The 25,346-nt window shown below is 64.9% G+C and carries 21 protein-coding genes and 1 other RNA gene; 21 read left to right on the top strand and 1 reads right to left on the bottom strand.

The genetic code is table 11. From position 1 onward, the window contains the following. Window positions 1-40 precede the first annotated feature (40 nt). The 9 genes from C8N35_RS19300 (at window position 41) to C8N35_RS19260 (ending at window position 13,198) form a co-directional block, all read left to right on the top strand. Window positions 41-1,132 carry an extensin family protein gene (locus C8N35_RS19300; protein ID WP_107991357.1) on the top strand — a complete coding sequence of 364 codons (1,092 nt, stop codon included), beginning with the start codon at window positions 41-43 and terminating at the stop codon, window positions 1,130-1,132. A gap of 103 nt (window positions 1,133-1,235) precedes the next feature. Then, window positions 1,236-2,459, top strand: coding sequence for an alanine racemase (locus tag C8N35_RS19295; RefSeq protein ID WP_107991356.1), 1,224 nt, complete (start codon window positions 1,236-1,238; stop codon window positions 2,457-2,459). 450 nt (window positions 2,460-2,909) lie between these two features. Beyond that, on the top strand, window positions 2,910-6,506 hold the full coding sequence (locus C8N35_RS19290; protein ID WP_107991404.1) for a hydantoinase B/oxoprolinase family protein: 3,597 nt from the start codon (window positions 2,910-2,912) through the stop codon (window positions 6,504-6,506). Between the two features lie 445 nt (window positions 6,507-6,951). Further along, window positions 6,952-8,259 (top strand): NAD(P)/FAD-dependent oxidoreductase, encoded by a 1,308-nt coding sequence (locus tag C8N35_RS19285; protein WP_107991355.1) that lies wholly within the window; start codon window positions 6,952-6,954, stop codon window positions 8,257-8,259. A gap of 307 nt (window positions 8,260-8,566) precedes the next feature. Beyond that, window positions 8,567-9,028, top strand: coding sequence for a BA14K family protein (locus C8N35_RS19280; protein WP_245926865.1), 462 nt, complete (start codon window positions 8,567-8,569; stop codon window positions 9,026-9,028). 127 nt (window positions 9,029-9,155) lie between these two features. Continuing rightward, entirely contained in the window at window positions 9,156-9,647 is a 492-nt protein-coding gene (locus tag C8N35_RS19275; protein ID WP_170122175.1) for a BA14K family protein, read from the top strand. A 289-nt stretch (window positions 9,648-9,936) separates the two neighbouring features. Beyond that, the gene (locus C8N35_RS19270) at window positions 9,937-11,199 is read left to right on the top strand and encodes a PQQ-dependent sugar dehydrogenase (RefSeq protein ID WP_107991352.1); all 1,263 of its coding nucleotides are present in this window, start codon (window positions 9,937-9,939) and stop codon (window positions 11,197-11,199) included. Between the two features lie 297 nt (window positions 11,200-11,496). Beyond that, window positions 11,497-11,856, top strand: coding sequence for a c-type cytochrome (locus tag C8N35_RS19265; protein ID WP_170122174.1), 360 nt, complete (start codon window positions 11,497-11,499; stop codon window positions 11,854-11,856). A 127-nt stretch (window positions 11,857-11,983) separates the two neighbouring features. Continuing rightward, window positions 11,984-13,198, top strand: coding sequence for a glycosyltransferase family 87 protein (locus C8N35_RS19260; protein WP_146177433.1), 1,215 nt, complete (start codon window positions 11,984-11,986; stop codon window positions 13,196-13,198). On the opposite strand, the gene C8N35_RS19255 is transcribed toward C8N35_RS19260, so the two are convergent. Continuing rightward, a complete protein-coding gene (locus C8N35_RS19255; protein WP_107991349.1) occupies window positions 13,191-13,880 on the bottom strand; it encodes an MBL fold metallo-hydrolase in 690 nt (229 codons plus the stop codon). The two genes, C8N35_RS19260 and C8N35_RS19255, sit on opposite strands and share 8 nt — an antisense overlap. A 288-nt stretch (window positions 13,881-14,168) precedes the next feature. On the opposite strand from C8N35_RS19255, the gene C8N35_RS19250 reads away from it, so the two are divergent. From C8N35_RS19250 to ftsL, 12 genes are all read left to right on the top strand, one after another. Further along, window positions 14,169-15,521, top strand: a complete 1,353-nt coding sequence (locus tag C8N35_RS19250; protein WP_170122173.1) for a TadE/TadG family type IV pilus assembly protein — start codon at window positions 14,169-14,171, stop codon at window positions 15,519-15,521. A 339-nt stretch (window positions 15,522-15,860) separates the two neighbouring features. Further along, window positions 15,861-16,844, top strand: coding sequence for a TRAP transporter substrate-binding protein (locus tag C8N35_RS19245; protein WP_107991347.1), 984 nt, complete (start codon window positions 15,861-15,863; stop codon window positions 16,842-16,844). A gap of 310 nt (window positions 16,845-17,154) precedes the next feature. After that, window positions 17,155-17,715, top strand: coding sequence for a TRAP transporter small permease (locus tag C8N35_RS19240; protein ID WP_107991346.1), 561 nt, complete (start codon window positions 17,155-17,157; stop codon window positions 17,713-17,715). Continuing rightward, window positions 17,716-19,020, top strand: a complete 1,305-nt coding sequence (locus C8N35_RS19235; RefSeq protein ID WP_107991345.1) for a TRAP transporter large permease — start codon at window positions 17,716-17,718, stop codon at window positions 19,018-19,020. A gap of 196 nt (window positions 19,021-19,216) precedes the next feature. Then, a complete protein-coding gene (locus C8N35_RS19230; protein WP_210203609.1) occupies window positions 19,217-19,744 on the top strand; it encodes a winged helix DNA-binding protein in 528 nt (175 codons plus the stop codon). Between the two features lie 64 nt (window positions 19,745-19,808). Next, entirely contained in the window at window positions 19,809-20,498 is a 690-nt protein-coding gene (locus C8N35_RS19225; protein ID WP_107991344.1) for a J domain-containing protein, read from the top strand. Further along, a complete protein-coding gene (locus C8N35_RS19220) occupies window positions 20,498-21,241 on the top strand; it encodes an N-acetylmuramoyl-L-alanine amidase (RefSeq protein ID WP_210203608.1) in 744 nt (247 codons plus the stop codon). The genes C8N35_RS19225 and C8N35_RS19220 overlap by 1 nt, the downstream gene beginning before the upstream one ends. Window positions 21,242-21,766: 525 nt before the next feature. After that, window positions 21,767-22,321, top strand: coding sequence for a lytic transglycosylase domain-containing protein (locus C8N35_RS19215; protein WP_210203607.1), 555 nt, complete (start codon window positions 21,767-21,769; stop codon window positions 22,319-22,321). A 138-nt stretch (window positions 22,322-22,459) separates the two neighbouring features. Then, window positions 22,460-22,862: RNase P RNA component class A (rnpB, locus tag C8N35_RS19210), an RNA gene on the top strand. A gap of 580 nt (window positions 22,863-23,442) precedes the next feature. Then, the gene (mraZ, locus tag C8N35_RS19205; protein ID WP_107991342.1) at window positions 23,443-23,946 is read left to right on the top strand and encodes a division/cell wall cluster transcriptional repressor MraZ; all 504 of its coding nucleotides are present in this window, start codon (window positions 23,443-23,445) and stop codon (window positions 23,944-23,946) included. After that, window positions 23,943-24,980, top strand: coding sequence for a 16S rRNA (cytosine(1402)-N(4))-methyltransferase RsmH (gene rsmH, locus C8N35_RS19200; protein WP_107991341.1), 1,038 nt, complete (start codon window positions 23,943-23,945; stop codon window positions 24,978-24,980). The genes mraZ and rsmH overlap by 4 nt, the downstream gene beginning before the upstream one ends. A gap of 6 nt (window positions 24,981-24,986) precedes the next feature. Continuing rightward, the gene (gene ftsL, locus C8N35_RS19195) at window positions 24,987-25,340 is read left to right on the top strand and encodes a cell division protein FtsL (protein ID WP_107991340.1); all 354 of its coding nucleotides are present in this window, start codon (window positions 24,987-24,989) and stop codon (window positions 25,338-25,340) included. The last annotated feature ends 6 nt before the right edge of the window (window positions 25,341-25,346 follow it).

The raw sequence follows: 25,346 nt of genomic DNA, 5'->3' as shown, positions 1-25,346 counted from the left end.
CACGCGCGTGGATGCTTGCGCAACCGGAAAGGGCAGGGACGTGCCGAAAAGACAAGTTGCCGCCCTCCTCGCCGCCATTCTCTCCGTCTGTATTCTTCCTGCCACAGGTGTTGCCGCGCCGCAATCTCAGCAACGCGGCTCCGTGGCGCGCGATGGCGCGGGGCAGGCCATGGAAGAAGCTTCCGGGCAGCCTGCCGAGGGCAAGGCGGAAGCCGCAAAGCCCGAGGCCGCAAAGCCCGAGGCCGCGAAACCAGAAGTGCCCGGAACTGCCGCTCAGCCCTCCGCCGGGACGGATGCGGACACCGCCGCCGACGCCGAAAGCGACATTGCGGCCGAAGCTGTCGGCGGCGCGGGTGCCGGGCGCGCGGCGGGCAACCCCGCGCCGGCCCCAAAACCCGGTGCCGATCACCTGCCACCGCCCAAGCCCGACATGCTGGCGGGAACGGCAACCGATGGGAGCGCGCGGAGCACGGCCCGGCCCGTCGGAACGCCCGTTGAGAAACCTGGCGGAAAACCCGCAAGGCCGGAAGCCGACACGCTCTTTGCCAGGGTGCCGCCGAAATTGCCGGACGGGCCGCCGCAACATCCCGTCGCCTGCAGCCTCGACGGCGCGACGATCGAGCGGGTGGAACAGCCCGAACCCGAGGTTCCGGCCTGCCATATCCCGGTGCCGGTGGAGCTTTCGGCGCTGGAGGCGCCACAGGGCATCGACCTCACGCCCGACGCAACGCTCGATTGCGCGCTGGCGTCGTCATTTTCGGGTTGGGTGCGCGATGTGGTGGCGCCGGCGGCACGCAGCTATCTGGGCTCGGATCTGAAAGGCCTGCGCATCGCCTCCTCCTTCCAGTGCCGGCGGCGCAACAACCTTTCCTCCGGCAAGATTTCCGAGCACGCCAAGGGCAATGCCGTCGATATTTCCGCCTTCCGCCTTGCCGACGGGCGGATCGTCACCGTCGCCGACGGCTGGAAGACCAAGGGCAAGGAGAAGGCATTCCTGATGCATGTGCGCAAGGAGGCGTGCGATCGCTTCCTCACCGTGCTCTCGCCGGAAGGCGATGCCTATCATCAGGATCACATGCATCTCGACCAGGGTTGCCACGGCAAGACCTGCACCTACCGGATCTGTCACTGAGTGCCGTGTTCGCCATCGTGGTGAGCACGGTTGTGGTGGCGGATGGCGGCTGTCATGCTGTGGCGGCCGTTTCGAAAAACGAGGGGAGCTCGATAGGCGATTGATGGAACGATATGAAAGCGCGCGCGAGATGGCTCTCGCGCTCCGTCCCGACCAGCCCGTCTACTGTTTTCACCCGCAAGTGCTCGCCGCCGACGCGAAGGCCTTCATCCAGGCCTTTCCGGGCAAGACGGCCTATGCGGTCAAGACCAACGGCGAGCCTTTCGTGCTGAAGGCGCTGGCCGGTGTCGGCATCGACTGTTTCGACGTCGCCTCTCCGGCGGAATTCGCCGCGGTGCGGGCCGTCGCGCCCAAGGCGGAAATGCTCTACATGCATCCGGTCAAGGCTCAGTCCGATATTCGCCTCGCGCTGGAGACCTATCGCATCCGCACCCTGTCGCTCGATCACGAGGACGAGGTGGCGAAGATCCTCAGGATCGTGCGCGCGCTCGATCTCGATCCCGGCGATATCACCCTCTTCGTGCGCATCGCCACCAAGGGCCACGCGGCCTACGAGCTTTCCAAGAAGTTCGGCGCCGCGCCGGGGCATGCGGTGGAGCTTCTGCAAAGGATCGACCGGATCGGCTTCAAGTGCGGTCTCTGCTTTCATGTCGGATCGCAGATCGAGGAGGCGGAAACCTACGAGCGCGCGCTGGCGTCTGCCGACTGGGTGCGCTCGCGCGCGGGGGTCGATCTCGTCGGCCTCGATGTGGGCGGCGGCTTTCCCGCAACCTACGGCCACGATCCGCGCCGCAAGGCGCCGCAGGTGCCCACGACCGCGGAACTGATCGGGCAGCTCAAGAGCGATCTCGAGGAATGGGGCTTTTCCGACATGCCCATCGTCGCCGAGCCGGGACGGGCGATCTGTGCGCGCTCCATCTCGCTGGTGGTGCGGGTGCTTTTGAAAAAGGGCCGCCGGCTCTACATCAACGACGGTATCTGGGCCTCGCTGTCGGACAGCTGGACCGGCAAGATCACGCTGCCGGCGCGCCATATTCCCGATCCCGCCCGCAAGCGCCGGGCGGGCGATGCGGACAAGATCGTGCCCTTCAAGGTGTGCGGGGCGACGTGCGACTCCGTCGACATCCTGTCGCGCCCGTTCTGGCTGCCGGAGACGGTGGATACCGGAGACTGGATCGAGATCGGCCACATCGGCGCCTACTCGCTGGCGCTCAGGACGCATTTCAACGGGTTCTATCCCGACACCATCGTGGAGGTCGAGCGGCCATTCGACGAGCCTGGCAAGCCGGCGGTGAGCTTTGCCTCCATTGAGACGATGGCGGACTGAGGGGGAGGGAAGGGAAGGGAAGAGAAAGGAAGTTGGAGCGCGCCGTGCGCGCACTTCTTGCGCTGGATTCCGGGTCTGGCCATGCCGCTACGCGGCAGACCGCCCGGAATGAGGGCGTGTGTGGCTGGCCCGGAGCCCAATCCATCCTCCCTCATTCCGGACAAGTGAGGCGAAGCCGAGCGCTGATCCGGAATCCAGAAATCAGCGCGGCGAAGCCGCTCCATCTTCTTCTCTTTTCGCCTCCTCCTTCGTCCTGTCCACGCTGTATCTGCCTCCTTCTCCGCGCCTTCCTTCCCCCCTTCCGCTTCCCCCATTTCCCAACGTTGACATTTTATCGATAAATTGTGAATGTTGCTTCCTGCGATGACGGGCCGCAGCCTTTCCTTCATGCTGCTCCCGATTTCCAACAAGCACACCTTCCAACGAACACACCTCAAAGAGGCTATTCAAATGACGGCGAAGTGGGATTTCTGGATCGATCGCGGCGGCACCTTCACCGATATCGTGGCGCGCACGCCGGGCGGTGAGATCCGCGCCCACAAGGTGCTTTCAGAAAACCCGGAGGTCTATCGCGACGCCGCCATCCAGGGCATCCGCGAGCTGATGGGCGTGGAAAAGGGCGCGCGCATTCCGGCGGAGAATATCGCCACCGTGAAGATGGGCACCACGGTCGCCACCAACGCGCTGCTGGAGCGAAAAGGGGACCGCACCGCGCTGCTGATCACCCGCGGTTTCCGCGATGCGCTGGAGATCGGCTATCAGGACCGGCCGGACATATTCGCCAAGGAAATCATCAAGCCGGAAATGCTCTACGAGACGGTCGTGGAGTGCAATGAGCGCGTGCGCGCCGACGGCGCGGTGGAACAGGCGCCGGATCTCGACGAGGTTCGGGCCGCGCTGAAGGCCGTCTATGACGACGGCATCCGCTCGCTCGCGATCGTCTTCATGCACGCCTACGCCTATCCCGAGCACGAAAAGGCAGTCGCCGAGATCGCCCGCGAGGTCGGCTTCCCGCAGGTCTCCGTCTCCCACGAGGTCTCGCCACTGATGAAGCTCGTCGGGCGCGGCGACACGACTGTGGTCGATGCCTATCTCTCCCCGATCCTGCGCCGTTATGTGGAGCAGGTGGCCTCCGAACTCCAGATCGAGGGCACCGACTGTCGGCTGATGTTCATGCAGTCCTCGGGCGGCCTCACGGCGGCCGATCTCTTTCAGGGCAAGGACGCGATCCTGTCTGGTCCCGCCGGCGGCGTCGTCGGCGCGGTGGAAACCTCGAAGATCGCCGGCTTCGACCAGATCATCGGCTTCGACATGGGCGGCACGTCCACCGATGTCTCGCATTACAACGGCGAATACGAGCGCGCCTTCGAGACGGAAGTCGCCGGTGTCCGCATGCGCGCGCCGATGATGCGCATTCATACGGTGGCGGCCGGCGGCGGTTCGATCCTGCATTACCGCGACGGCCGCTTCCAGGTCGGCCCGGACAGTGCCGGCGCCAATCCCGGCCCCGCCTGCTACCGCCGTGGCGGCCCGCTCGCCGTCACCGACGCCAACGTCATGGTCGGCAAGCTGTCGTCGGAGTTCTTCCCGAAGATCTTCGGCCCCGAGGCGCAAGAGGCGCTGGACGAGGACGTCGTTCGCGCGAAGTTCAGGGCGATGGCCGACGAGATCGGCGACGGCCGCAGCGCGGAGGAGGTCGCCGACGGCTTCCTCAAGATCGCGGTCGCCAACATGGCCAACGCCATCAAGAAGATCTCCGTCCAGCGCGGCTACGACGTCACCGAATATGCGCTGACCTGCTTCGGCGGCGCCGGCGGGCAATCGGCCTGCATGGTGGCCGACAATCTCGGCATGAAGACGGTGATCGTCCATCCGCTGTCGGGCATTCTGTCGGCCTACGGCATGGGCCTTGCCGATATCCGCGCCACCCGCCAGCAGGCGGTGGTGAAGACGCTCAATGACGACATGCTGGGCGATCTCGATGCCCTGCGTGCCTCGCTTGCGAAAGAGACCGAGAGCGAGCTTGTCGGCCAGGGCATCCCGGCGGCCGAGTGCGAGACACTCGTGCGCGCGCATCTGCGCTACGAGGGCACGGATACCCCGCTTCCCGTGACGCTTGGCCCGATCCCTGCGATGATGGCGGAGTTCGAGGCCGCCCACAAAGCGCAGTTCGGCTTCGTCTACGAGGCGAAGGCGATTGTCGTTGAGGCGCTGGAGGTTGAGACCATCGGCGGCGGCGCCGGCATCATTGAGCCGGACCACGCGCTGTCCGATGCCGAGGCCGAAGCCACGGCCGAAACGCGGTTCTTCTCCGACGGCGCGTGGCACGAGGCGGGCATCTACCGCCGCGATGCCATCCAGCCGGGCATGAAGATCGCCGGCCCCGCGCTGATCATGGAGCCGCACGCCACCATCGTCGTGGAGCCGGGCTGGCAGGCCGAACTCACGATCAAGGACCACATCGTCCTGAAGCGAGTGGTCGCGGCCAGGCGGGCCGGTGCGGTCGGTACCGAGGCCGATCCGGTCATGCTGGAGGTGTTCAACAACCTCTTCATGAACATCGCCGAGCAGATGGGCGTGACGCTCCAGAACACCGCCTATTCCGTCAACATCAAGGAGAGGCTCGACTTCTCCTGCGCGGTCTTCGATCAGAACGGCACGCTCGTTGCCAACGCCCCGCACATGCCGGTGCATCTGGGCTCGATGGATCGTTCGGTGGAAACCGTCATCCGGCTCAACAAGGGCAAGATCCGCCCCGGCGACGTCTTCGCGCTGAACGCGCCGTATAATGGCGGCACGCATCTGCCGGACATTACGGTCGTCTCGCCGGTGTTTGATGACGACCAGAAGGAGATCCTGTTCTGGGCGGCAAGCCGAGGCCACCACGCCGATGTCGGCGGCACGGCGCCGGGCTCCATGACCCCGCGCGCCACGACGGTGGACGAGGAAGGCGTCTTGATCGACAACTTCCTGCTGGTCGATCAGGGCCGCTTCCGCGAGGAGGAGACCGTCAGGCTCCTCACCGACCACAAGTACCCCTGCCGCAATCCGGTTCAGAACGTCGCCGACCTCAAGGCCCAGATCGCGGCCAACGAGAAGGGCGTGCAGGAGCTTCGCAAGATGGTCGCCCATTTCGGGCTGGACGTCGTGCAGGCCTACATGGGCCACGTGCAGGACAATGCGGCGGAAAGCGTGCGCCGGGTGATCGATGCGCTGCACGACAGCGAGTTCACCACCACCACCGACCAGGGCGCGAAGATCTGCGTAAAGATCACGGTCGACAAGGAAAAGCGCGAGGCCACCGTCGACTTCACCGGCACCAGCCCGCAGCAGGGCTCGAACTTTAACGCGCCCGAGCCCGTCACCCGCGCGGCCGTGCTCTACTGCTTCCGCGTGATGGTGGACGGCGACATTCCGATGAACGCGGGCTGCCTCAGGCCGATCAACATCGTGATCCCCGACGATTGCATGCTGAAGCCGAAGTACCCGGCCGCCGTCGTTGCCGGCAACGTGGAAACCTCGCAGCACGTCACCAACACGCTGTTCGGCGCGCTGGGGGCGATGGCAGCCTCCGAAGGCACGATGAACAATCTGACCTTCGGCAACGACACCTACCAGTACTACGAGACGATCTGTTCCGGCTCGCCCGCCGGTCCCGGCTTCAATGGCACCGACGGCGTCCACGTCCACATGACGAACTCGCGCCTGACCGACCCGGAAGTGCTGGAATTCCGCTTTCCCGTCCTGCTGGAGGACTTCCACATCCGGCCGAAATCGGGCGGCAAGGGCAAGTGGCACGCGGGCAACGGCACCTCGCGCACGTTGCGGTTCCTTCAGGAAATGGACTGCGCGATCCTCTCGTCCCACCGCACCATCCGCCCGCACGGGCTGGAAGGCGGCGAGCCCGGCGAATGCGGCAAGACGCTGGTCCGCCGCATCGACGGCACCATCGACGAGCTGGAGGGCTGCGACCAGACCATCCTGAAGGCCGGCGAGGCGGTGATCGTGATCTCGCCGACGGGTGGCGGCTACGGCAAGGCCGAGTAGGGACGGGAGTTCCGTTTCACGACAGGGGCCCGCGCATGGGATTTGCGCGGGCCTGTTCGTTTGTGGGCTCCTTGCGCGAAGGACGATCAATCACCGCATCCATAATGAGACGCCTTTGCGGTTGCGCCGCATGCGGTCGCGGTCCCTCCGCATCCACCGAGGGACCGCGACCCCCACCCGAACGTCCTTCGGCCGTTCGACCTCCCCTCAAGGGGGAGGTGGGCCGTGCTGCAAATCTCTCTCCTTGGATCGACCCGCAAAACCCGCCGTGACAACCGGTGATAGCCGCATCCGTCCCCCCCTGAGGGGAGGGGTTAGGGGTGGGGGTAAGCCACACGCCGCGAACCTTCCGCCCACCCCCGCCGCACCTCATCCGAAAATCCCGATTTCTCCGCCCGCACCCTCCGTGCTATGGCGAAAGAAAACACCTCCCGGATGCCCCGCCATGTCCCCCTACGTCGCCCCCGTCATCTCCAGTGAAACCCTTCCCGAAGCGGCCGATGTCGTGATCATCGGTGGTGGCATCATCGGGGCGTCGGCAGCCTGGCATCTCGCCCGGCGCGGCATATCCGTCGCCTTGTGCGAGAAGGGTGTCATCGGCGGAGAACAGTCCTCGCGCAACTGGGGCTATTGCCGCCAGCAGGGGCGCGATCCGGCCGAACTGCCGCTCATCAGGGAAAGCATGCGGCAATGGGAAACCATGGCCACCGATCTCGGCGAGGATGTCGGATACAGGTGCACCGGCGTCCATTATCTCGCCGCCGATGCCGCCGGCATGAAGCGGTTTGAGGATTTCATGCCGCATGCGCGTACCCACGGGCTCGACACACGGCTCTTGAGCAAGACGGAAGCGGCAGAAGCCCTGCCCGGCGCCGCCCGGGTGTGGGCCGGCGGCATGGTCACTCCATCGGACGGACGTGCCGAGCCGGCGCTCGCCGCACCGGCAATCGCGCGGGCCGCGCAACGGGCAGGCGCCGCCGTCCTCACCAATTGCGCGGTGCGCGGGCTGGAACGCGCGGCCGGACGCATCTCGGGCGTTGTCACCGAACGCGGCACGATCGCCACGCAGACGGTTTTGCTCGCCGGCGGGGCGTGGTCCTCGCTGTTCTGTCGATCGCTTGGCATCGATCTGCCGCAGCTCACCGTGCGCTCCTCGGTGATGCGTACCCGTGGCGGGCCCGATGTCACGCATGGCGGGGCATGGACGCCGAAATTCGCCCTGCGCCGGCGGCTCGACGGCGGCTGCACCATCGCGCACGGGGGATTGTCGAGCGCCGATATCACCGCCGACAGCTTCCGCTATTTCCTCGATTTCCTGCCCATCCTGAAGGACGAATGGCGCTCCACGCGCCTCGCCATCGGTCGTCGCTTCCTCGAAAGCCTGAAGCAGAAGCGCACATGGGCGCTCGATGCCCCGACCGTCTTCGAGGATCAGCGCGTTCTCGACCCCAGACCCGTGGCCGCGACGCTGGAAGCCGCCTGGCGCGATCTGGTGGCGGTGCTGCCCGATTTCGCGAATGTGGAGATCGCCGAGCGCTGGGCCGGCTATATCGATACGACGCCCGATGCGGTGCCGGTGATCTCGCCGGTCGCCTCGCTGCCGGGCTTCTTCATCGCGACCGGTTTTTCCGGCCACGGCTTCGGCATCGGTCCCGGCGCGGGGCGGCTTGCCGGCGAGGTCGTCATTGGCGCAGAGCCCTGCGTGGACCCGGCACCCTTTGCGCTGTCGCGGCTGAGGGGTGCACGCGGATAACGATTGTTCGGGCGGGCGGCGCATTTTATCTGCCAGCACCTTCGAGACGCCGCAATCTTGCGCCTGAGTGGAAACGCCAGGGTCTTTGGCGCGGCTGGTCGTTTGAGGTTTACGGCGCCGAACGCGTTCCCCTCCTGTCAACAGTCCCTCCGGCATCATGGCCGGCATTCCGGGTATCGCGCAGACCGGCCTGACGAGCTGAACGCGTGATGAACGGTTCCATCAGGACGGGTTCAGAGCCCCGTGGCTAGGATCGCTGCAATTCTCGGCACCATGTCTCGGCAGCCGAAAACGGATGGAGTGTCCAATGTCCGCATTCAAGAAGATTACAGGCGCAACGGTTTCTGCACTCGCAGTGGCGGGCATGCTGGTGACGTCGACCGCCACGGTTTCCGCTCAGCCGTGGCGTGACAACTGGCGCGACGGGCCGCGCAGGTATCACGACGACTATCGCCATCATCACCGTGATTATCGTCATCATCGCGACTATCGTCACCATCGACGCGATCGCGGGGGCGATGCCGCGGCCGTCGGCATCCTGGGGCTCGGCGCCGGGCTCCTTCTCGGCGGCGTGATCGCCAATTCCGCGAACGCCGCCCCGCCGCCGCCACCGCCGCCGGTCAACTACAACAACTATGGCGGCTATTACGGCACGCCGCCAGCCTGGACGCCGGACTGGCAGGCCTATTGCGCATCGCGCTATCGCAGCTTCAATCCGCGTACGGGCTATTTCCTCGGATATGACGGCGACTATCATTTCTGCCGATAGTTGGCACAGATGCGCGCCGCGTGGAACATTGAGACGCCCAAGACGTTCCTAACGTAAACGCGTTGGCGAAGGCGTGGCGCGGACCGCGCGGCCCCGGCCGGCACCTGACGAACAGATGGAGGACGACATGCTGAAGACTGGAAGCAAGGTTTGGAGGGCCATTTCGGTCGCTCTCGCCCTCTCGCTCAGTACCGTGATGACGGTGCCGCCAGCGTTTGCCGGCGATTCCGACAATTCACCGGAAATGTCCGGGCGCTACAACTGGCAGCAGCGCGATGGACGCGATGGACGCCGCTACCGCGCCGAACGTCGCCACCGCGTCGACCGTGATCGCGACAGGTCGCGGTCCTACCGTCGCGACCATCGCCGGGACTGGGACCGTCGTCGTCATCGTAACAACAATAATGCCGGCGCGGCGATCCTGGGTGGCATCCTCGGGCTCGGTGCCGGGCTCGCCATCGGCAACGCCACGGCACCGCGCTCCTACGACGGTGGGCGTTATCCGGCCTGGAGCGATGGCTGGTACCGCTACTGCGAGAGCCGGTACCGCAGCTTCAATCCGCGCACCGGTTACTTCCTGGGCTATGACGGGCAGTATCATTTCTGCCGCGCGCGGTAAGCTCTCTCGCCGCAATCGCGACGCGTGACGCACGTTCAAAGACAAAAGCCGCGGCCGGATTTCTCCTGTCGCGGCTTTGCTGATTCCGGCCCTGTTCCGCGGGGCGGCGGTCGCGCAGGGCTGCGGGCGCAGCGCTGATTTGTCGTCGCGGGGTGCGTATTCTTTCCGTTTTCGGAAACGATTTATTCCGTGACATATCTAATGATCGGACGTTTGACCAATTTTCATGTGCTACCGTCCCTAGCGTAAGATCGCGAACAAGGTGGTCATAACTGGGAGGAGACTTGATATGAGACGTTCCATGGCGCGGGCGCTTCTTGGCTGTACGATCGTGGCGGGTATTCCGGGCATCGCTTTTGCCCAGGGCCAGGGAAACCTGGAAAAACTGTCCGGCTTCAAGAAGACGGGTACGACGGACTTCGAATATGTCGAGCAGGGCGGGGACTATGCCGACGGCATCAGAAAGACCCTTCAGCGGATCAAGCTGCCGGAAGGCTTCCGGATCGATCTCTACGCCGTCGTGCCGGACGCGCGGCACATGGCGGTCGGGCCGCAGGGGGTCGTCACCTTCGTCGGCACGCGCAAGAACAAGGTCTGGTCGGTCACCGACCGCAACAAGGACAGGGTTGCCGACGAGGTGAAGGATTTCGCGCCCTCGCTCGCCTTCTCGGTGCCGAACGGGCCCTGCTTTTCCAGGGATGGCAATCTCTATCTGGCCGAGCAGAACCGGGTTCTGAACTTTCCGGCGGCGGAATTCTTCTATGAAAGCCCGGACGTGGCGGCCTTCGAGGTGATCAAGCAGGGCGAACTGATCCCGCCGGAGGAGGAAAGCTACAACCACACCGCGCGCGTGTGCGATATCGGGCCGGACGGAAAGCTCTACATCACGCTCGGCCAGCCCTTCAACGTGCCGGCGCCGGAGAAGGCCGAGCTCTATACCACGTGGGGGCTTGGCGGCATCATCCGCGTTGATGCCGACGGCAAGAACCGGGAAGTCTATGCCTCGGGTATCCGCAATTCCGTCGGCATGGATTTCGATCCCGCCACCGGCGACCTGTGGTTCACCGACAACCAGGTCGACGGCATGGGCGACGATATCCCGCCGGGCGAGCTCAATCACGCCACCGCGCAGGGCCAGAATTTCGGCTTCCCGTGGTATGGCGGCGGGTCGGTGCGCACCAACGAGTACAAGAATGACGAACCGCCCGCGGATGTCGTCTTTCCGGCGGTGGAAATGACCGCGCATGCCGCCGATCTCGGCATGATGTTCTACACGGGCAACCAGTTCCCGGCCGAGTACAAGGGGGCGATCTTCTCCGCCCAGCACGGCTCGTGGAACCGCACGACGCCTGTCGGCGCGCGGGTGATGGTCACCAGGATCGATGCCGAGGGCAAGGCGAGCGCCGAACCCTTCGCGGAAGGCTGGATCGACGAGAATGGCGAATATCTCGGCCGTCCGGTCGACGTCGCCCAGCTTCGCGACGGGTCGCTGCTGGTCTCCGACGACCTCGCCGGGGCGATCTACCGGATCTCGTATTCCAAGCCGCAGTAACGGCAAGGCGCACGGGAGACGTCGCGAAACGGGCGGCCGGGGTGATCCTCGTGCCGCTCGTCGTTCGCCGCTCGCTCCGCCGTCATCCCCCGGCTTTGTCCGGGGGATCCACCTTGCGCGCCGGCCTTCGTTGCCCGTGCTGGATTGCCCGGACGAAGCCGGGCAATGACGGATGAGAGACCGGGAAAAGGAAACGCCGGAGGCAGCGGAACGGTGACGCGCGGTGGACACCGCCGGCTCCGGCTGCCTGACATGCACGCATCTGCCGCCGGGCGGGCGGTCAGGGGAGGGATCTGAATGCGGAATACGGAGGGAGCCCGCATGTTGCGGGCCGCGTTGTGCTGCGTCGCGGCGTTTTGCGCCGGGGCGATCATCGCCGCACCGGCTGCGGCCGGCGATCTGGAGGCCGGGCGCAAGAAGGTGCGCACCACCTGCCAGGTCTGTCACGGACTGAACGGCCTCGGCACCAATCCGACCGTTCCCAATCTCGCCGGCGAGAGCGAGACCTATATCGTGAAGCAGCTCAAGGCGTTTCGCTCGGGCGCGCGCACCCACGAACAGATGTCGATCATCGCCAAGGGCCTCTCGGACGACGACATCGCCAACGCCGCCGCCTATTTCTCGGCCATCAAGGTTACGGCGACGCCGCCGAAATGAGCGGGTGAGGCGGGCGGGGCCGAGCGCGGGGCCATGCATCCCGCCCCTGCGGCCCTTCGTTCCCGTAGCGAAATCTTAAAGTCGCCCGCCTAGTCTCCCTCCGTCGAAGACGACGGGGGTGTGTCGGTTGAACGGGTTGCTGCGTGCGCTTGCCTCGGGCGGTGAGATCCGGCGCGAGAATGTCGAGCGGGCGGCGGTGATCCTCATCACCGCCTATGCGAGCCTTTACGGCTATTTCGTCTTCGTCGCGCTCACTTCCGGTGATCCGGGCAGGGATGTCGGAATGGACTTCGTCTCGTTCTGGACGGCGGCGCGCTCCGCGCTTACCGGCAATCCGACGCTGCCCTACGATCTGGTCGCCTTTTCCCAGCGGCAGATGGAGCTCTTCGGCATCTCCGGCGTCGCCTTCTTCTATCCGCCGAGCTGGCTTCTTTACCTGCTGCCTTTCGGCCTCGTGCCCTTCGGCCTCGGCTACGTCCTGTTCGAGGCGGGGACGCTGGCGCTCGCCTGCGTTTCCATGCGCCTGCTCGTGCGCCGCGGCGAGGCGCTGTGGCTGAGCCTCGCCTTTCCTGGCTTCCTGTTCTGTCTGCTGCACGGCCAGAACGGGCTGCTGAGCGTCGCGCTTTTCGGTTTCGCCATGGCCGCGCTGGAGCGCCGCCGGCCTTGGCTGGCCGGGCTCGCCATCGGCCTTCTCGCCTACAAGCCGCATTTCGGGCTGCTGCTGCCCTTCGCCCTGCTGGCGGGGCGCGAATACCGGGCCTTCGCCTGCGCCGCGATCACCACGCTTGCCGTCGCCGCGTTGTCGTGGCTCGTCTTCGGTACGGCCACCTGGCAGGCGTTCATCGCCCAGATCCCGCTTGCCGGTGACAACCTCATCGGGGCTCACATCTCGATGGCGCGGATGATCTCGCTCTTCGCCTGGATGCGGCAGGCCGGGTTAGGGGCCGACACGGCGATGACCGCGCAAGTCCTGTTTTCGGTGGTCGTCTTCGTCGTGGTCGTGGCCGCGTGGTGGCGCTCGCCGTCGATGCCGCTCAAGGCGGCGATGCTGGTTTCCGGCACGACGCTCGTCGTCCCCTTCATTCTCGATTACGACCTGGCGATGCTGGCGATCCCGGCCGGGCTGCTCATCCGTCTCGGGCTGGAGGAGGGCTTCGCACCGTTCGAGAAAACGGCGCTCGCCGCCTGTTTCGCGCTGATGTTCTTCAGCGGCGGGCTCGGTATCGTCGCGCCCTTCGGCTCGGGTCCGCTGCCGGCGCTGATCCTGTTCGCACTTGTCGGCCGGCGCATTCTTGTCGCCGCGACCGCCCCCACATCGGCCGGTGCGGCTGCCCCTATCTGATCAGAAGCGGCATTTTCTGGATCTCGTCCCACCAGATCCGGCCGTCCGCCTCGCGGTGGATCGTGGGAAAGTGCCCCGGCACGATGATCCGCCCGCGTCGCAACACCTCCTGGATCGAGGCCCGGCCGCGCTTCCTCGGGTCGATCTCCATGTCGGGAATGCCGGTGGAGGCTTCGCGTGCGGTCTTCAGCGCGTCGGCGGCCAGCACCACGGGTCCCTCGGCGCTCTCCAGTTCCAGCGAAACATGGCCCGGCGAATGGCCGGGGGTGGGAAACAGCACCACGCCCGGCAGAATCTCGACCTCGCCGTCGATGGCTTCCACCGCGCGCGCGTCAAGGAGGGCGGGCAGGTAGCGCGGAGTGACCTGATCATCCTCGAAGATCGCTCCGATATAATCGTATTCCTCGCGCCCCATCACGATCGGGGCGTTCGGGAAAAGGTCCATGTTCAGCACATGGTCGAAATGTCCGTGCGAGAAAATCAGCAGATCGATGTCGCGCGGGGTGAGGCTGCGCTCGGCGAGCGCTTCCAGCAGCATCCGTCGCGTGACGCCGTGGCCAACGTCGAAAAGCGCCCGCTTGCCGCCGGCTTCCACCAGCACGATCGACGATATGCCGAAGAATCCTCCCTCGAAGGCAAGGCTGGAACCGGGAACGAGGACATCGAAACGTGCTTGTGACATGGCGGAAACCGCTCGCTCTTGCTCAGGGCTGATCTGGTTACGCAGATTGCCTCGCGATCGCTCGATAAGCCAACATCGAATTCGATCCGCTCGGAATATGCTCTGGCCGGCGGGGATGGTTAATGTTTATGTTAAAGTGATACTCAAATTCTCGGATTATATTATTGATTTTTTAAACATATAATCTGTTCATGTTTCTGATTTTTGACAAGTGCCTGCTCTGTTTTATCTATCGGAAACATATCCGAGTATTTCTGGTCTCCATATATCGACGCGATTATGGGGCAGATGGAATTGAATTGGGTTCATGAACTGAAGACGCTTGGCCGGCGGTTTCTGCGCACGGAGCGGGGCAATGTGGCAATCGTTTTCGCCTTGTCGGGTGTCGTGATCACCGGCGTCGTGGGAGGCGCCATCGATTACGGCATTGCGGTGGGGCAGAAGTCGCAGCTGCAAGCCGCGCTCGATGCGGCCGTATTGAGTGGTGCGCGTGCGCGCGGCGAAGAGGTGGAGACGGCGCGCCGCAGCTTCTCCGCCAACATGTCGTCCGTGCCGCACAACGGGCTGACGTCCGATTTCTCCTTTGAGGAAAGCAAGGTGGTCGGCGAGGCCACGGCCCAGGTTCCCACCTCCTTGCTGCGGCTCGTCAATATCAACGATCTCGAGGTCCGCGCCCATGCGGCGGCGGCGGTTTCCTCAACCAGCGTCTGCATCCTCTTGCTGGACGAGAGCGCTGGAGATGCCTTCAAGGCAAACGGCAGCGGTTCGATCGACATGCCCGATTGCGAGATGCACGTGACGTCGCGCGCCGAGCCGGCGACGTGGATCGATTCCCGCCACATCGATACCGGCAAGTTGTGCATCAAGGGCACGAGCGGCGGCAATCTCAGGCCGATGCCGGAGAGCTTCGTGGAGCATTGCACGCCGATCCCCGATCCCTTCGCCAACGTTCTGCCGGAGCCGCCGCGCGATCTGGGCAAGGAGATGAGCTGCGTCACCGACATGCCCGATCCCAACGGGAGCATCATGGTCTTCGAACCGGGCACCTACTGCAACTGGCCTCCGATCAACGGAAATGTTCAGGAGGTCGAGTTCGAGCCCGGCGACTACGTGATCAAGGCGCCCTTGTCGCTGAATGCGCATCGCGTCCGCTTCGGCAAGGGGCTTTACGCCTTCAAGGGAGCGAGCGTCACGTTCAACGGGTCGGTTCAGGACGTGGAGATGGGGGCGGGCTTCTATGCGCTGTCCAAGGGCGCGCGCATCACGTTCAACAACCAGAACGTCACCGGGTCGGACGTCACCATCTATCTGGCGGACAAGGATGCTGCCTTCCTGACAGTGCAAGGGTCCTCGAAACTGGACGTCAAGGCCCCGCAGGGTGGCGTTTTCAAGGATATCCTGCTGTATGAGGCGCCCGGCCTTTCGCCCTCCGGCAACCGGTACAATCTCGATGGCAAGATGGATGTCGAAGGTCTGATCTATCTGCCGAGCCGCGATCTTCACCTGAACGGCAGCGGCAACCTGGATGGCGACCGGCTGACGCTGGTGCTGAACAAGCTCAGCCTGGACGGAAAGATCCGCATCCATGACGGCGCCAAGAGCATGGCGGCGGAAGGCACGCAGATCTATCTGCTGAATTGATCGCATCGCGCTGAATTGATCCCGTCGCACGCCATGGCGGCCTGCCGTGGCGCGCGCGTCTTGCCCGGGCGCGTGTCACGATGAACCCGGGGGCCGTTGGGTGACAGTGTGTGCTCAATGGCCCGGCGGTTTGCGGCGCAATTTCTGGTCAGTTGCCGGAGTTGCAGGCACATATCAATAATTTGTCGATAAATTGTTGATGTATATGGACCAAACGTCTAGCTTTGACATCCGTGAGCAGGTGTACTGAGCTGAAGGTTCGTATCCGCTCGCTCGGTCCTCAAGAGCCTCATGGTGCGTCAAGGGTAACAGCCCGGCGCCCCGACAGGGAGAATCCTTATGCTGAAAACCAACCGTCTTCTCACGGCGGGCGCGGCCTTCGTCGCTGCCTCCGTGATCGGGTTTGCCGCCAGCGCGCAGACCAAGTGGGACATGCCGACGCCGTATGGCGATACCAACTTCCACACGGTGAACATCGCGGAATTCGCGAAGGACGTGGAAGCCGCGACGAACGGCAAGCTCACCATCCAGATCCATTCCGCCGGCTCGCTGCTCAAGCATCCGGAAATCAAGAACGCGGTGCGCAAGGGCGTGGTGCCGCTCGGCGAAGTGCTGATCTCGCGCCTGTCGAACGAGGACCCGATCTTCGAACTCGATTCCGTGCCCTTCCTGGCCACCTCGTATGATGCCGCCAAGAAGCTCTATGACGCCTCACGCCCGGTTCTTGAAAAGAAGCTCGATGCCCAGGGACTGATGCTGCTGTTCGCCGTGCCGTGGCCGCCGCAGGGTATTTATTCCAAGGGCGCCATCTCCTCCATGGACGACCTGAAGGGCATGCGCTTCCGCGCCTACAACGCCGCGACCGAGCGGATCGCCCAGCTCGCCGGCGCCGTGCCGACCCAGGTGGAAGTCCCCGATCTGCCGACCGCGTTCTCCACCGGCCGCGTTCAGGCGATGATCACGTCGCCCTCCACGGGCGCCAATTCCAAGGCGTGGGACTATCTCGACCACTATTACGATGCCCAGGCCTGGCTGCCGAAGAACATGGTCATCGTCAACAAGGCCGCCTTCGAGGCGCTGCCGGCCGATGTGCAGACAGCCGTGAAGGAAGCGGCCGCGACCGCCGAGACCCGCGGCTGGGAAGCCTCCAAGACCGAGACGGAAGAAAAAACCAAGATGCTCGCCGACAACGGCATCGAGGTCGCTCCGCCGTCGGAAGCGCTTGATGCCGGCTTCAAGGAAATCGGCGCGACCATGGTCAAGGAGTGGCAGGCCAAGGCCGGCGACGACGGCAAGACCATCATCGAAGCCTTCTCCAAGTAGGCGTCAGGCCTCCGGACAAGCGTGCGGCGGGGGCTCCGTTCTCTCCGCCGCCCCGCGTCTCTCTCCGTCGCCACGTCTCCATCCGCCGTCATCCCCCGGCTTCGTCCGGGGGAGCCATTGCCTGTCCGCGAATGCTGCGGGCCGAGGTGGATTGCCCGGACTGCGCCGGGCAATGACGGACGAGAGACCGGGGACGGGTTGACTTTGCGACGGCGTCGTATTGTCCGCTCGTTTGCCGGATGCCAAGCCGTTGTCGGGCCCACCGGGCCACTGGCCCACTTCATTCGCCCGCATCATTCGAAAGAAAACCATGCGCAAAGCACTTGATGCGCTCTACCGGTTGTCGGCCGCCCTGGCGGCGCTGTGCCTCGTTGTCATCGCGGTGATGGTGGTGGCGCAGGTCGCCGCCCGTATCTTCGACGGCGCCCGCTCCCTCATCGGCCTCGAGCCGCTCGGCCTGCTGGTGCCCTCGCTTGCCGAAATCGCCGGCTTCCTGCTGGTGGGCGCCTCGTTCCTGGCGCTCGCCTCCACCCTGCGCAATGCCGACCACATCCGCGTCATCATCCTTCTGCAGATGGTCCCGCGCTCCGTCGCGCGCTTTCTGGAACTCTGGGTGCTGGCGGTGGCGGTCGCGCTCATCGGCTATTTCGCCTGGAACGCGGCCCTGCTCACGCTCGACAGCTATCAGTTCAACGAGGTCTCCTTCGGCATCATCCCCGTGCCCCTGTGGATCCCGCAGGCCGCGATGACGGCGGGGCTCGCCGTCTTCCTGATCTCGCTCATCGACGATCTCGTCGTCACGCTTCTGGGCGGGGAGCCCAGCTACATGGAACCGATGCCCGATCACGATCTCGTCGAGGGGACCGAGTAGATGGATACCACGATCATCGCCATCGGCCTCGGCCTCGGCATGCTGGCGGCGCTGGCCACGGGGATCTGGGTCGCCGTCGCGCTCTTTGGGGTCGCGCTCGCCGCCATCGTGCTGCTCGTTTCCGTACCCGCCGGCACCGTGCTCGCCACGACCGTGTGGGGCGCCTCGAATTCCTGGGATCTCACCGCGTTGCCGATGTTCATCTGGATGGGCGAGATCCTTTTCCGCTCGCGCCTGTCGGAGGACATGTTCGAGGGGCTGAGCCCGTGGATGCGCAATCTGCCGGGCCGGCTGCTGCATGTGAACATCCTGGGCTGCGGGATCTTCGCGGCCGTCTCCGGATCGTCGGCGGCGACCACCGCCACCATCGGCAAGATGTCGCTGCCGGAACTGAAAAAGCGCGGCTACGACGAGCGCATGGCGATCGGCACGCTGGCGGGCTCCGGCACGCTGGGCCTGCTGATCCCGCCCTCCATCATCCTCATCGTCTACGGGGCCGCGACCGAGCAGTCGATCGCGCGGCTGTTCATCGCCGGCGTGGTGCCGGGCATCATGCTGTGTGTGCTGTTCATGGGCTATGTGGCGGTGTGGTCGATGCTCAACAGCGCCAAGATGCCGCCCAAGGAAGAGCCGATCGCGCTTTGGGATCGCATCAGGGCGACGCGGCGGCTGTTTCCGGTGCTGCTGCTGATCGTCGGCGTCGTCGGTTCCATCTATGCCGGGCTCGCCGCACCCACGGAAGCCGCCGCCGTTGGCGTGCTGCTGGCGCTGCTGTTGTCGTGGAGCTCGGGCACGCTCAACTGGAACACCTTTTCCCTGGCGCTGATGGGCGCGACGCGCACCTCCTGCATGATCGCCTTCATCCTGGCGGGTGCCGCCTTCATGACGGTCGCCATGGGCTTCACCGGCATCCCGCGCGAGCTCGCCACCTGGATCGGCTCGCTCAACCTCACGCCCTACGAACTGCTGGCGGCGCTGACGATCTTTTTCGTCGTGCTCGGTTGCTTCCTCGATGGCATCTCGGTCGTGGTGCTGACGACCTCGGTCATCCTGCCGATGATCGAGCAGGCCGGTCTCGACCTCATCTGGTTCGGCATCTATCTCGTCATCGTCGTGGAGATGAGCCAGATCACCCCGCCGGTGGGCTTCAACCTGTTTGTGCTGCAGGGCATGACGGGGCACAACATCTTCAAGGTCGCGCGCATGGCGCTGCCGTTCTTCCTGCTGATGGTCGTCGCCGTCGTGCTGGTGGTGGCCTTCCCGCAGATCGCGTTGTGGCTGCCGCACAACATGATGGCGCATTAGGGAAGGGCGGCGCTGCCCCGTGTTTTGCTCCGTGTGTCATTCCCGTGAAGGCGGGAATCCGCTAACCACAGGGTGATCGACCCCGCCCCGAAGGCCGCCCCGGGTGCCGGATCCCCGCTAGCGCGGGGATGACAGGCTGCGGTGGCTGGCGCGAGGGCGTGAACGACAAAGACCGAACGCAGCGAGGAACCGCGCCATGCCATCGAACAACACGCTTGCAGGGATCGGCCCCGTCGTCTCCTCCGCCCATCTGGCGGAAGGTGCCATGCCGGCGTTGTCGGAGGTGGAATTCGCGGTCACGATGATGGTCAACGCCTATCACCGCTGGATGGTCAGGGCGATGACAGCGGCCGGCCAGCCCGGCATGACGCCGCTGGATGTGCAGGTGCTGCATTCGGTCAACCATCGCGGACGGCCGAAGTCGCTCGCCGATATCTGTCTCGTGCTCAATATCGAGGACACCCACACCGTCACCTATGCGCTGCGCAAGCTGGAAAGGGCGGGCCTTGTCGTCACCGGCAAGCGCGGCAAGGAAAAGACGGCGACGATCACCGAGGCGGGGGAGGCGTCATGCCTTGAATACCGCCGCATCCGCGAGGCGCTGCTGGTCGGTCCGGTCAAGACGCTGGGGCTCGATGAGGTGGAGTTGTCGCGGCTGGCCGCCGTCATGCGCTCGGTTTCAGGCCATTACGACCAGGCGGCGCGCTCGGCCGCGGCCATGTGAACGCAATCCGCCGCGGCACCACATCCGTTCCGGCCCGTGCCGATTTGTTCTATAGATTTGCCTCATGAGTCTCTGGTCCACCCTTGCCGCCGTCGCCTCCGCCATTCAGGCGAGCGGTGCCCAGCTTTTCGATCGTATCGCGAACCTCGTCGGTGGCGGCGAGGCGCGCAACACGTTCGCGTTCTCCGCCGCCATGATCGCGCTTTCGGCGAAGATGGCCAAAGCCGATGGTGTTGTGACGAGCGACGAGGAAATCGCCTTCTTCAGCCTGTTCGACATTCCCCCGGGTGAGGAGCGCAACGTCGCGCGCGTCTTCGATCTCGCCAAGCAGGACGTGGCCGGTTTCGAGACCTACGCAAGGCGCATCGCTTCTCTCTTCACCGAGCAGCCGGAAACGCTGATCGATATCCTCGACGGGCTCTTCCACATCGCCAAGGCGGATGGTTACGTCCATGAGGCGGAGCTTGCCTATCTGGAACGCGTGGCGGAGATCTTCTCGATCGAGGAGCGCTGCTTTCAGCAGATCCGCGCGCGCCATGTCATCGATGGGGCAGACCCCTACAAGGTGCTCGGCATCGAGCGTTCCGCGAGCGATGCGGAGGTCAAGCGGCAATACCGCCGGCAGGTCACCGAAAGCCATCCCGACCGGCTGATCGCGCGCGGTGTGCCGGAGGAATTCGTGCGCATCGCCAACGATCGCATGGCCGCGCTCAACGAGGCATGGCGGCAGGTCTCTCTGGAACGGGGAATTTGATGAAAGCCGATACGCCGCTGGCAGGCGAAGTCGCGGCCTCGCCCAATCACGGCGCGCGCAAGGGGCCGCTCGACATGCTGCTCCTCCACTATACCGGAATGGAGAGCGCCGAGCATGCGCTGGCCCGTCTTTGCGATCCGGCGGCGGAGGTCTCTGCCCACTACCTCGTTCACGAGGACGGACGCATCGTCCAGATGGTGGCCGAAGAGCAGCGCGCCTGGCATGCGGGCGCGGCATTCTGGGCGGGCGAGGAGGATATCAATTCCCGTTCCATCGGCATCGAGATCGTCAACCGTGGCCACCAGTACGGCTACCAGGCATTCCCCGACGCGCAGATAGATGCGGTAACGGCGCTTTGTCTCGATATCGTCCGCCGCCGTTCGATCCGGGCAGAGCGGGTGCTTGCCCATTCCGACGTGGCGCCGGGGCGCAAGATCGATCCGGGCGAGAAGTTCCCCTGGGCGCGGCTTGCGTCCGCCGGCGTCGGCCACTGGGTCGAGCCGGAAGAGATCGCCTCGGGCCGCTTCCTGCAGCAAGGCGCCATCGGCCAGCCGGTGGAGGCGTTGCAGACCATGCTGTCGCTCTATGGCTACAAGGTGCCGGTCACGGGGGCCTATGACGCCGAGACGATGACGGTGGTCGAGGCGTTCCAGCGCCATTTCCGCCCGATGAAGGTGGACGGCGTGGCCGACGCCTCCACCATCACGACGCTCCATCGGTTGCTGACGACGCTGAAACGGTAGCGCGCGCTCCGGGGGCTCCTGCGCACAATGAACGCCGGGACGTGAGAACCCGAACGCGGCCCGTCACCATGCCTCTTCGCCGCCTAGCGATAAACTCACCACCGTCATTGCCCGGATTTCCGCCGATCGGCCGTTCACCTGCGCTTAACGTTAACCTTTGCCTAACGCCTGTGTCCCGTCGCCCGAATTACAAAACCTCCCAAATGCGGAACCAAAGCGGCGAAACCGGTGTTGTCTGCAATGCGTGGCGAAGCCGTATCCGCGCGCGATCGGTCGGTTCATGGCGCTGTGGGCGGTCACGGTGCGATGGGGTGTGCCCGATTGTCGTCACGGTTCCTTCACATCAAGCCCAAGGTCTCGTCACCCTTCGTCAGTTTGCTGCCCAATTCCCCGATTTCAACCCCAAAAATCCCGGTTTTTCGCAGGTTTTCCGTAACAATTCGTGATTTGGCCGGTCCGATTTTGGTCGGTTCCCATCGTCATACCCCCGCCCTTCTTCAACAAGAGAACGGGTAAACAATTCGAATGAAGGGACGTGCACTTTGGGTCGCCCTGGTCGTGGCGACGGGGGCTTTCATGACGAACATGCCGGCAATGGCGGGTAACGGCAGCGGTCCTCTGGCCGCGCTCAGGGCCTATCAGGCGCATTTCGAAAAGACCTCGGTCGAGGAAGATGATGGGGGAGAGGTCAAGGAGCGCGGCAACGGCAGGTATTCGGCCCTGATCTCGGCGGCTGCGCGCAAGCATGGCGTGCCGGTCAGCCTCGCCAAGGCCATCGTCAGGATCGAGAGCAACTTCAACGCCCGGGCGCGCGGGTCGCATGGCGAGATCGGGCTGATGCAGATCAAGCCCGCAACCGCGCGCGGCATCGGCTATCGCGGGTCCGTCAAGGCGCTCTACGATCCGGCGACAAATCTGGAATGGGGCATGCGGTATCTGGCCAAGGCGCACCAGCTCGCCTCCGGCGATACCTGCGGCACCGTTCTGCGCTACAATGCCGGGCACTATGCGCGGCACATGAATCCGGTGAGCAAGCGATACTGCCACCGGGTGATCGCCCTGCTGGGCGATGTCGTTTGAGGCGACATGAGAGCCCCGGTTTCGGCCGCCCGCAGGGGCGTGTGCGGACCGGGGCTCGATCACATAAAAGCGTATGAGGCCGGGCCGCGATGCTGTCCGGCCTTGATTTTGTCTGCCGCGGTCCCTACTCACGGCGTGCCAGTCGGCTGGACGACCGCTCCCGCAAGCGCTGAAAGGCGGCGGGGGAGGAAAGTCCGGGCTCCATGGAAACACGGTGCCGGGTAACGCCCGGCGAGGGCGACCTCAGGGAAAGTGCCGCAGAAAGCAAACCGCCTGCTCAAAACCCGCAAGGGGGCGCGCAGGTAAGGGTGAAAGGGTGGGGTAAGAGCCCACCGCGGTCCCGGCAACGGGGCCGGCATGGTAAACCCCACCGGGAGCAAGACCGAATAGGGACGGCGCGGGAGGCAACTCCCAGGCGTGTTTTCACGTTGACCGTCCGGGTAGGTCGCGCGAGGCGTCCGGTAACGGACGTCCCAGATGAATGGTCGTCGCGGCGGGTTCGCCCGCCGAACAGAACCCGGCTTACAGGCCGACTGGCACCTTTCCACCTTTTCCACACCCGGTTGTGACGCGCCGCCGCAGGCGCAAGCGCGCCGTTACCGGCGCCGTGCGCGCGCGGCTCGCGCGCCGAACCATTCGCGCGCCCTGTGCCGGGTGGATGAAAACCATTTGTTAACCATGATTTATCGCAAGCCGCCTGGCCCGTCGGCGAGGCCGGGATGGCAACGCGCCGTTAAGCCTAATGAGGTTTAAATCGCCTTGGTCCGGGGGGATCGAGCCTGAACATCCATGTCCGTTCCATTGACGCCCGTGATCGCCCATGATATCCCATATTATCCCGGCTGAGAGAAGAGCCGTTGCCGAAACGGGGCCTGCAAAACCGCTGAATACTGCGCGAAACCGGGTGCGGACGTCTGTGTCCGCAGGTCTCGCGAGGCGTGTCCGGGCGGGGCGTTACAGCGCTTCGGTATCGCGGTTACACGTCCGTTTTGCGCACGGAGGCGGGGACTTGTCACGAGATCGGCCGCAGCGGCGGTCACGAATGGATGTGCCGGCCGGGATCGTATGGGCTGCGGCATGGATTCGCACACGGTTGGCTTGTGCGAGGGGCGAGGCGATGAATGGCCGACTTCGTGTCGAACTTCACAAATCGGCTGGACGCCAAGGGGCGCGTTTCCGTGCCCGCGCCGTTTCGCGCCGCGCTCTCGCGCGAGAACTACGAGGGTGTCTACTGCTTCCCCTCCGCCCATCTGCCGGCGGTGGATGCGGGCGGCAATGCGCTGCTCGGCGAGATCCAGAAGCGCGTCGACAGTTTCACCACGCTCACCCCGCAGCACGATTTCGTCTCGATGGCGCTCTTCGGCGTGTCGGAGAACCTCAAGCTCGACAGCGACGGGCGGGTCATTCTGCCGGAAACGCTCAGGCTGCATGCAGGCATTACGGACCAGGTGACCTTCGTCGGACAGGGATACAAGTTTCAGATGTGGAACCCGGAACGCTTCGCCGAACATCGTGCGGAGGCGCTGAGGCGTGCGCTGGAGGTTCTTTCCGGCGAGCCCCAGTCTGCGGCTCAGCCCGCCGGAGCATCCACGCTTTCGGCCACACCTTCGGGGAGTACGGGATGATGGCGGGTCGCGAAGGGGGCAAGCCCCCGGTCGCTGGCGGACCGGCACGCCACATTCCCGTTCTCCTCGACGAGGTGCTGGCCGCGCTTCAGCCGAAGGCGGGCGAGACGATCGTCGACGGCACGTTCGGGGCCGGCGGCTACACGCGTGCCATTCTGGGTACGGGCGCGAACGTCATCGCCGTCGACCGCGATCCCAACGCCATCCGCGACGGGCAGGCGATGGTCGCCGAATTCTCAGGCCGCCTCACGCTTGTTCCCGGCCGCTTTTCCGAACTCGACACCCATGCGGCGGGCGCCGGGCAACTGTTGGTCGACGGCGTCGTGCTCGATCTCGGCATCTCCTCCATGCAGGTGGACGAGGCGAACCGCGGCTTCTCGTTTCGCCAGGATGGCCCGCTCGACATGCGCATGGAGCAGGCAGGCCCCAGCGCCGCCGACGTCGTCAACGAGATCGACGGGCGCGAGCTCACCCGCATCATCGGCATCCTGGGCGAGGAAAAACGCGCCTCCGCGATTTCCCGCGCCATTCAGGAGGCGCGCAAGACGAAGCCCTTTTCCCGCACGCTGGAACTGGCCGACCTGGTAGAGCGCACCATCGGTCGCAAGCCCGGCAAGGCGACGCATCCCGCCACCAAGACGTTCCAGGCGCTCAGGATCTACGTCAACAGCGAGCTTGGCGAGGTCGTGGAGGCTCTGGCCGCCGCCGAGCGCTGCCTGAAGCCCGGCGGGCGGCTCGCCGTCGTCACCTTTCATTCGCTGGAAGACCGCATCGTCAAGCGCTTCCTGGCCGAGCGCTGCCGTGTCCATTCCGGCGGCTCGCGCCACCTGCCGGAGGCGGACGTGCTGCCGCCGACCTTCACCTTCGCGCTCAAGGGCGCGGTCGAGCCGGGGGAAGCGGAAGTCGCCGCCAATCCGCGGGCCCGTTCCGCGCGCCTTCGCGCCGGCATTCGAACCGAGAACCCGCCGCGCGACGGTGCGCGGGAAAACCTCGGTGCGCCCAACCTGCCCACGTTTCAGACGCTCGGAGGCTGAGAACTCGTGTTTCGTATCCTCAACATCGTGCTGATCCTTGCCGTCATCGTCGGTGCGGCCGTGGTCTACAACATGAAGCACAACGCGGAGAACGCCGCTGATCGGGTGGCCCATCTGCAGCGCGCCATTGAGCAGGAGGAAGACAAGATCGACCTCCTGAAAGCGGAATGGAGCGTGCTCAACCAGCCCGCGCGATTGCAGCGGCTGGTGGAACGCTACAACGCCTATCTCCATCTCGAGCCACTTCAGGTGAAGCAGATCGCCTCCATCAACGATCTGCCGACAAAACCCATTCAGTTCACGCCGTTCAGCAACGATCCGCTGGGCGGTTACGCCGCGCGCGGCACCGTCATCCGATAGCGGTCA

Source organism: Breoghania corrubedonensis (assembly GCF_003053845.1).
Taxonomy (GTDB): Bacteria; Pseudomonadota; Alphaproteobacteria; order Rhizobiales; family Stappiaceae; genus Breoghania; species Breoghania corrubedonensis.
Note: the sequence above shows the minus strand (reverse complement) of the source record. Positions and strands in the feature narration are given on the sequence as shown.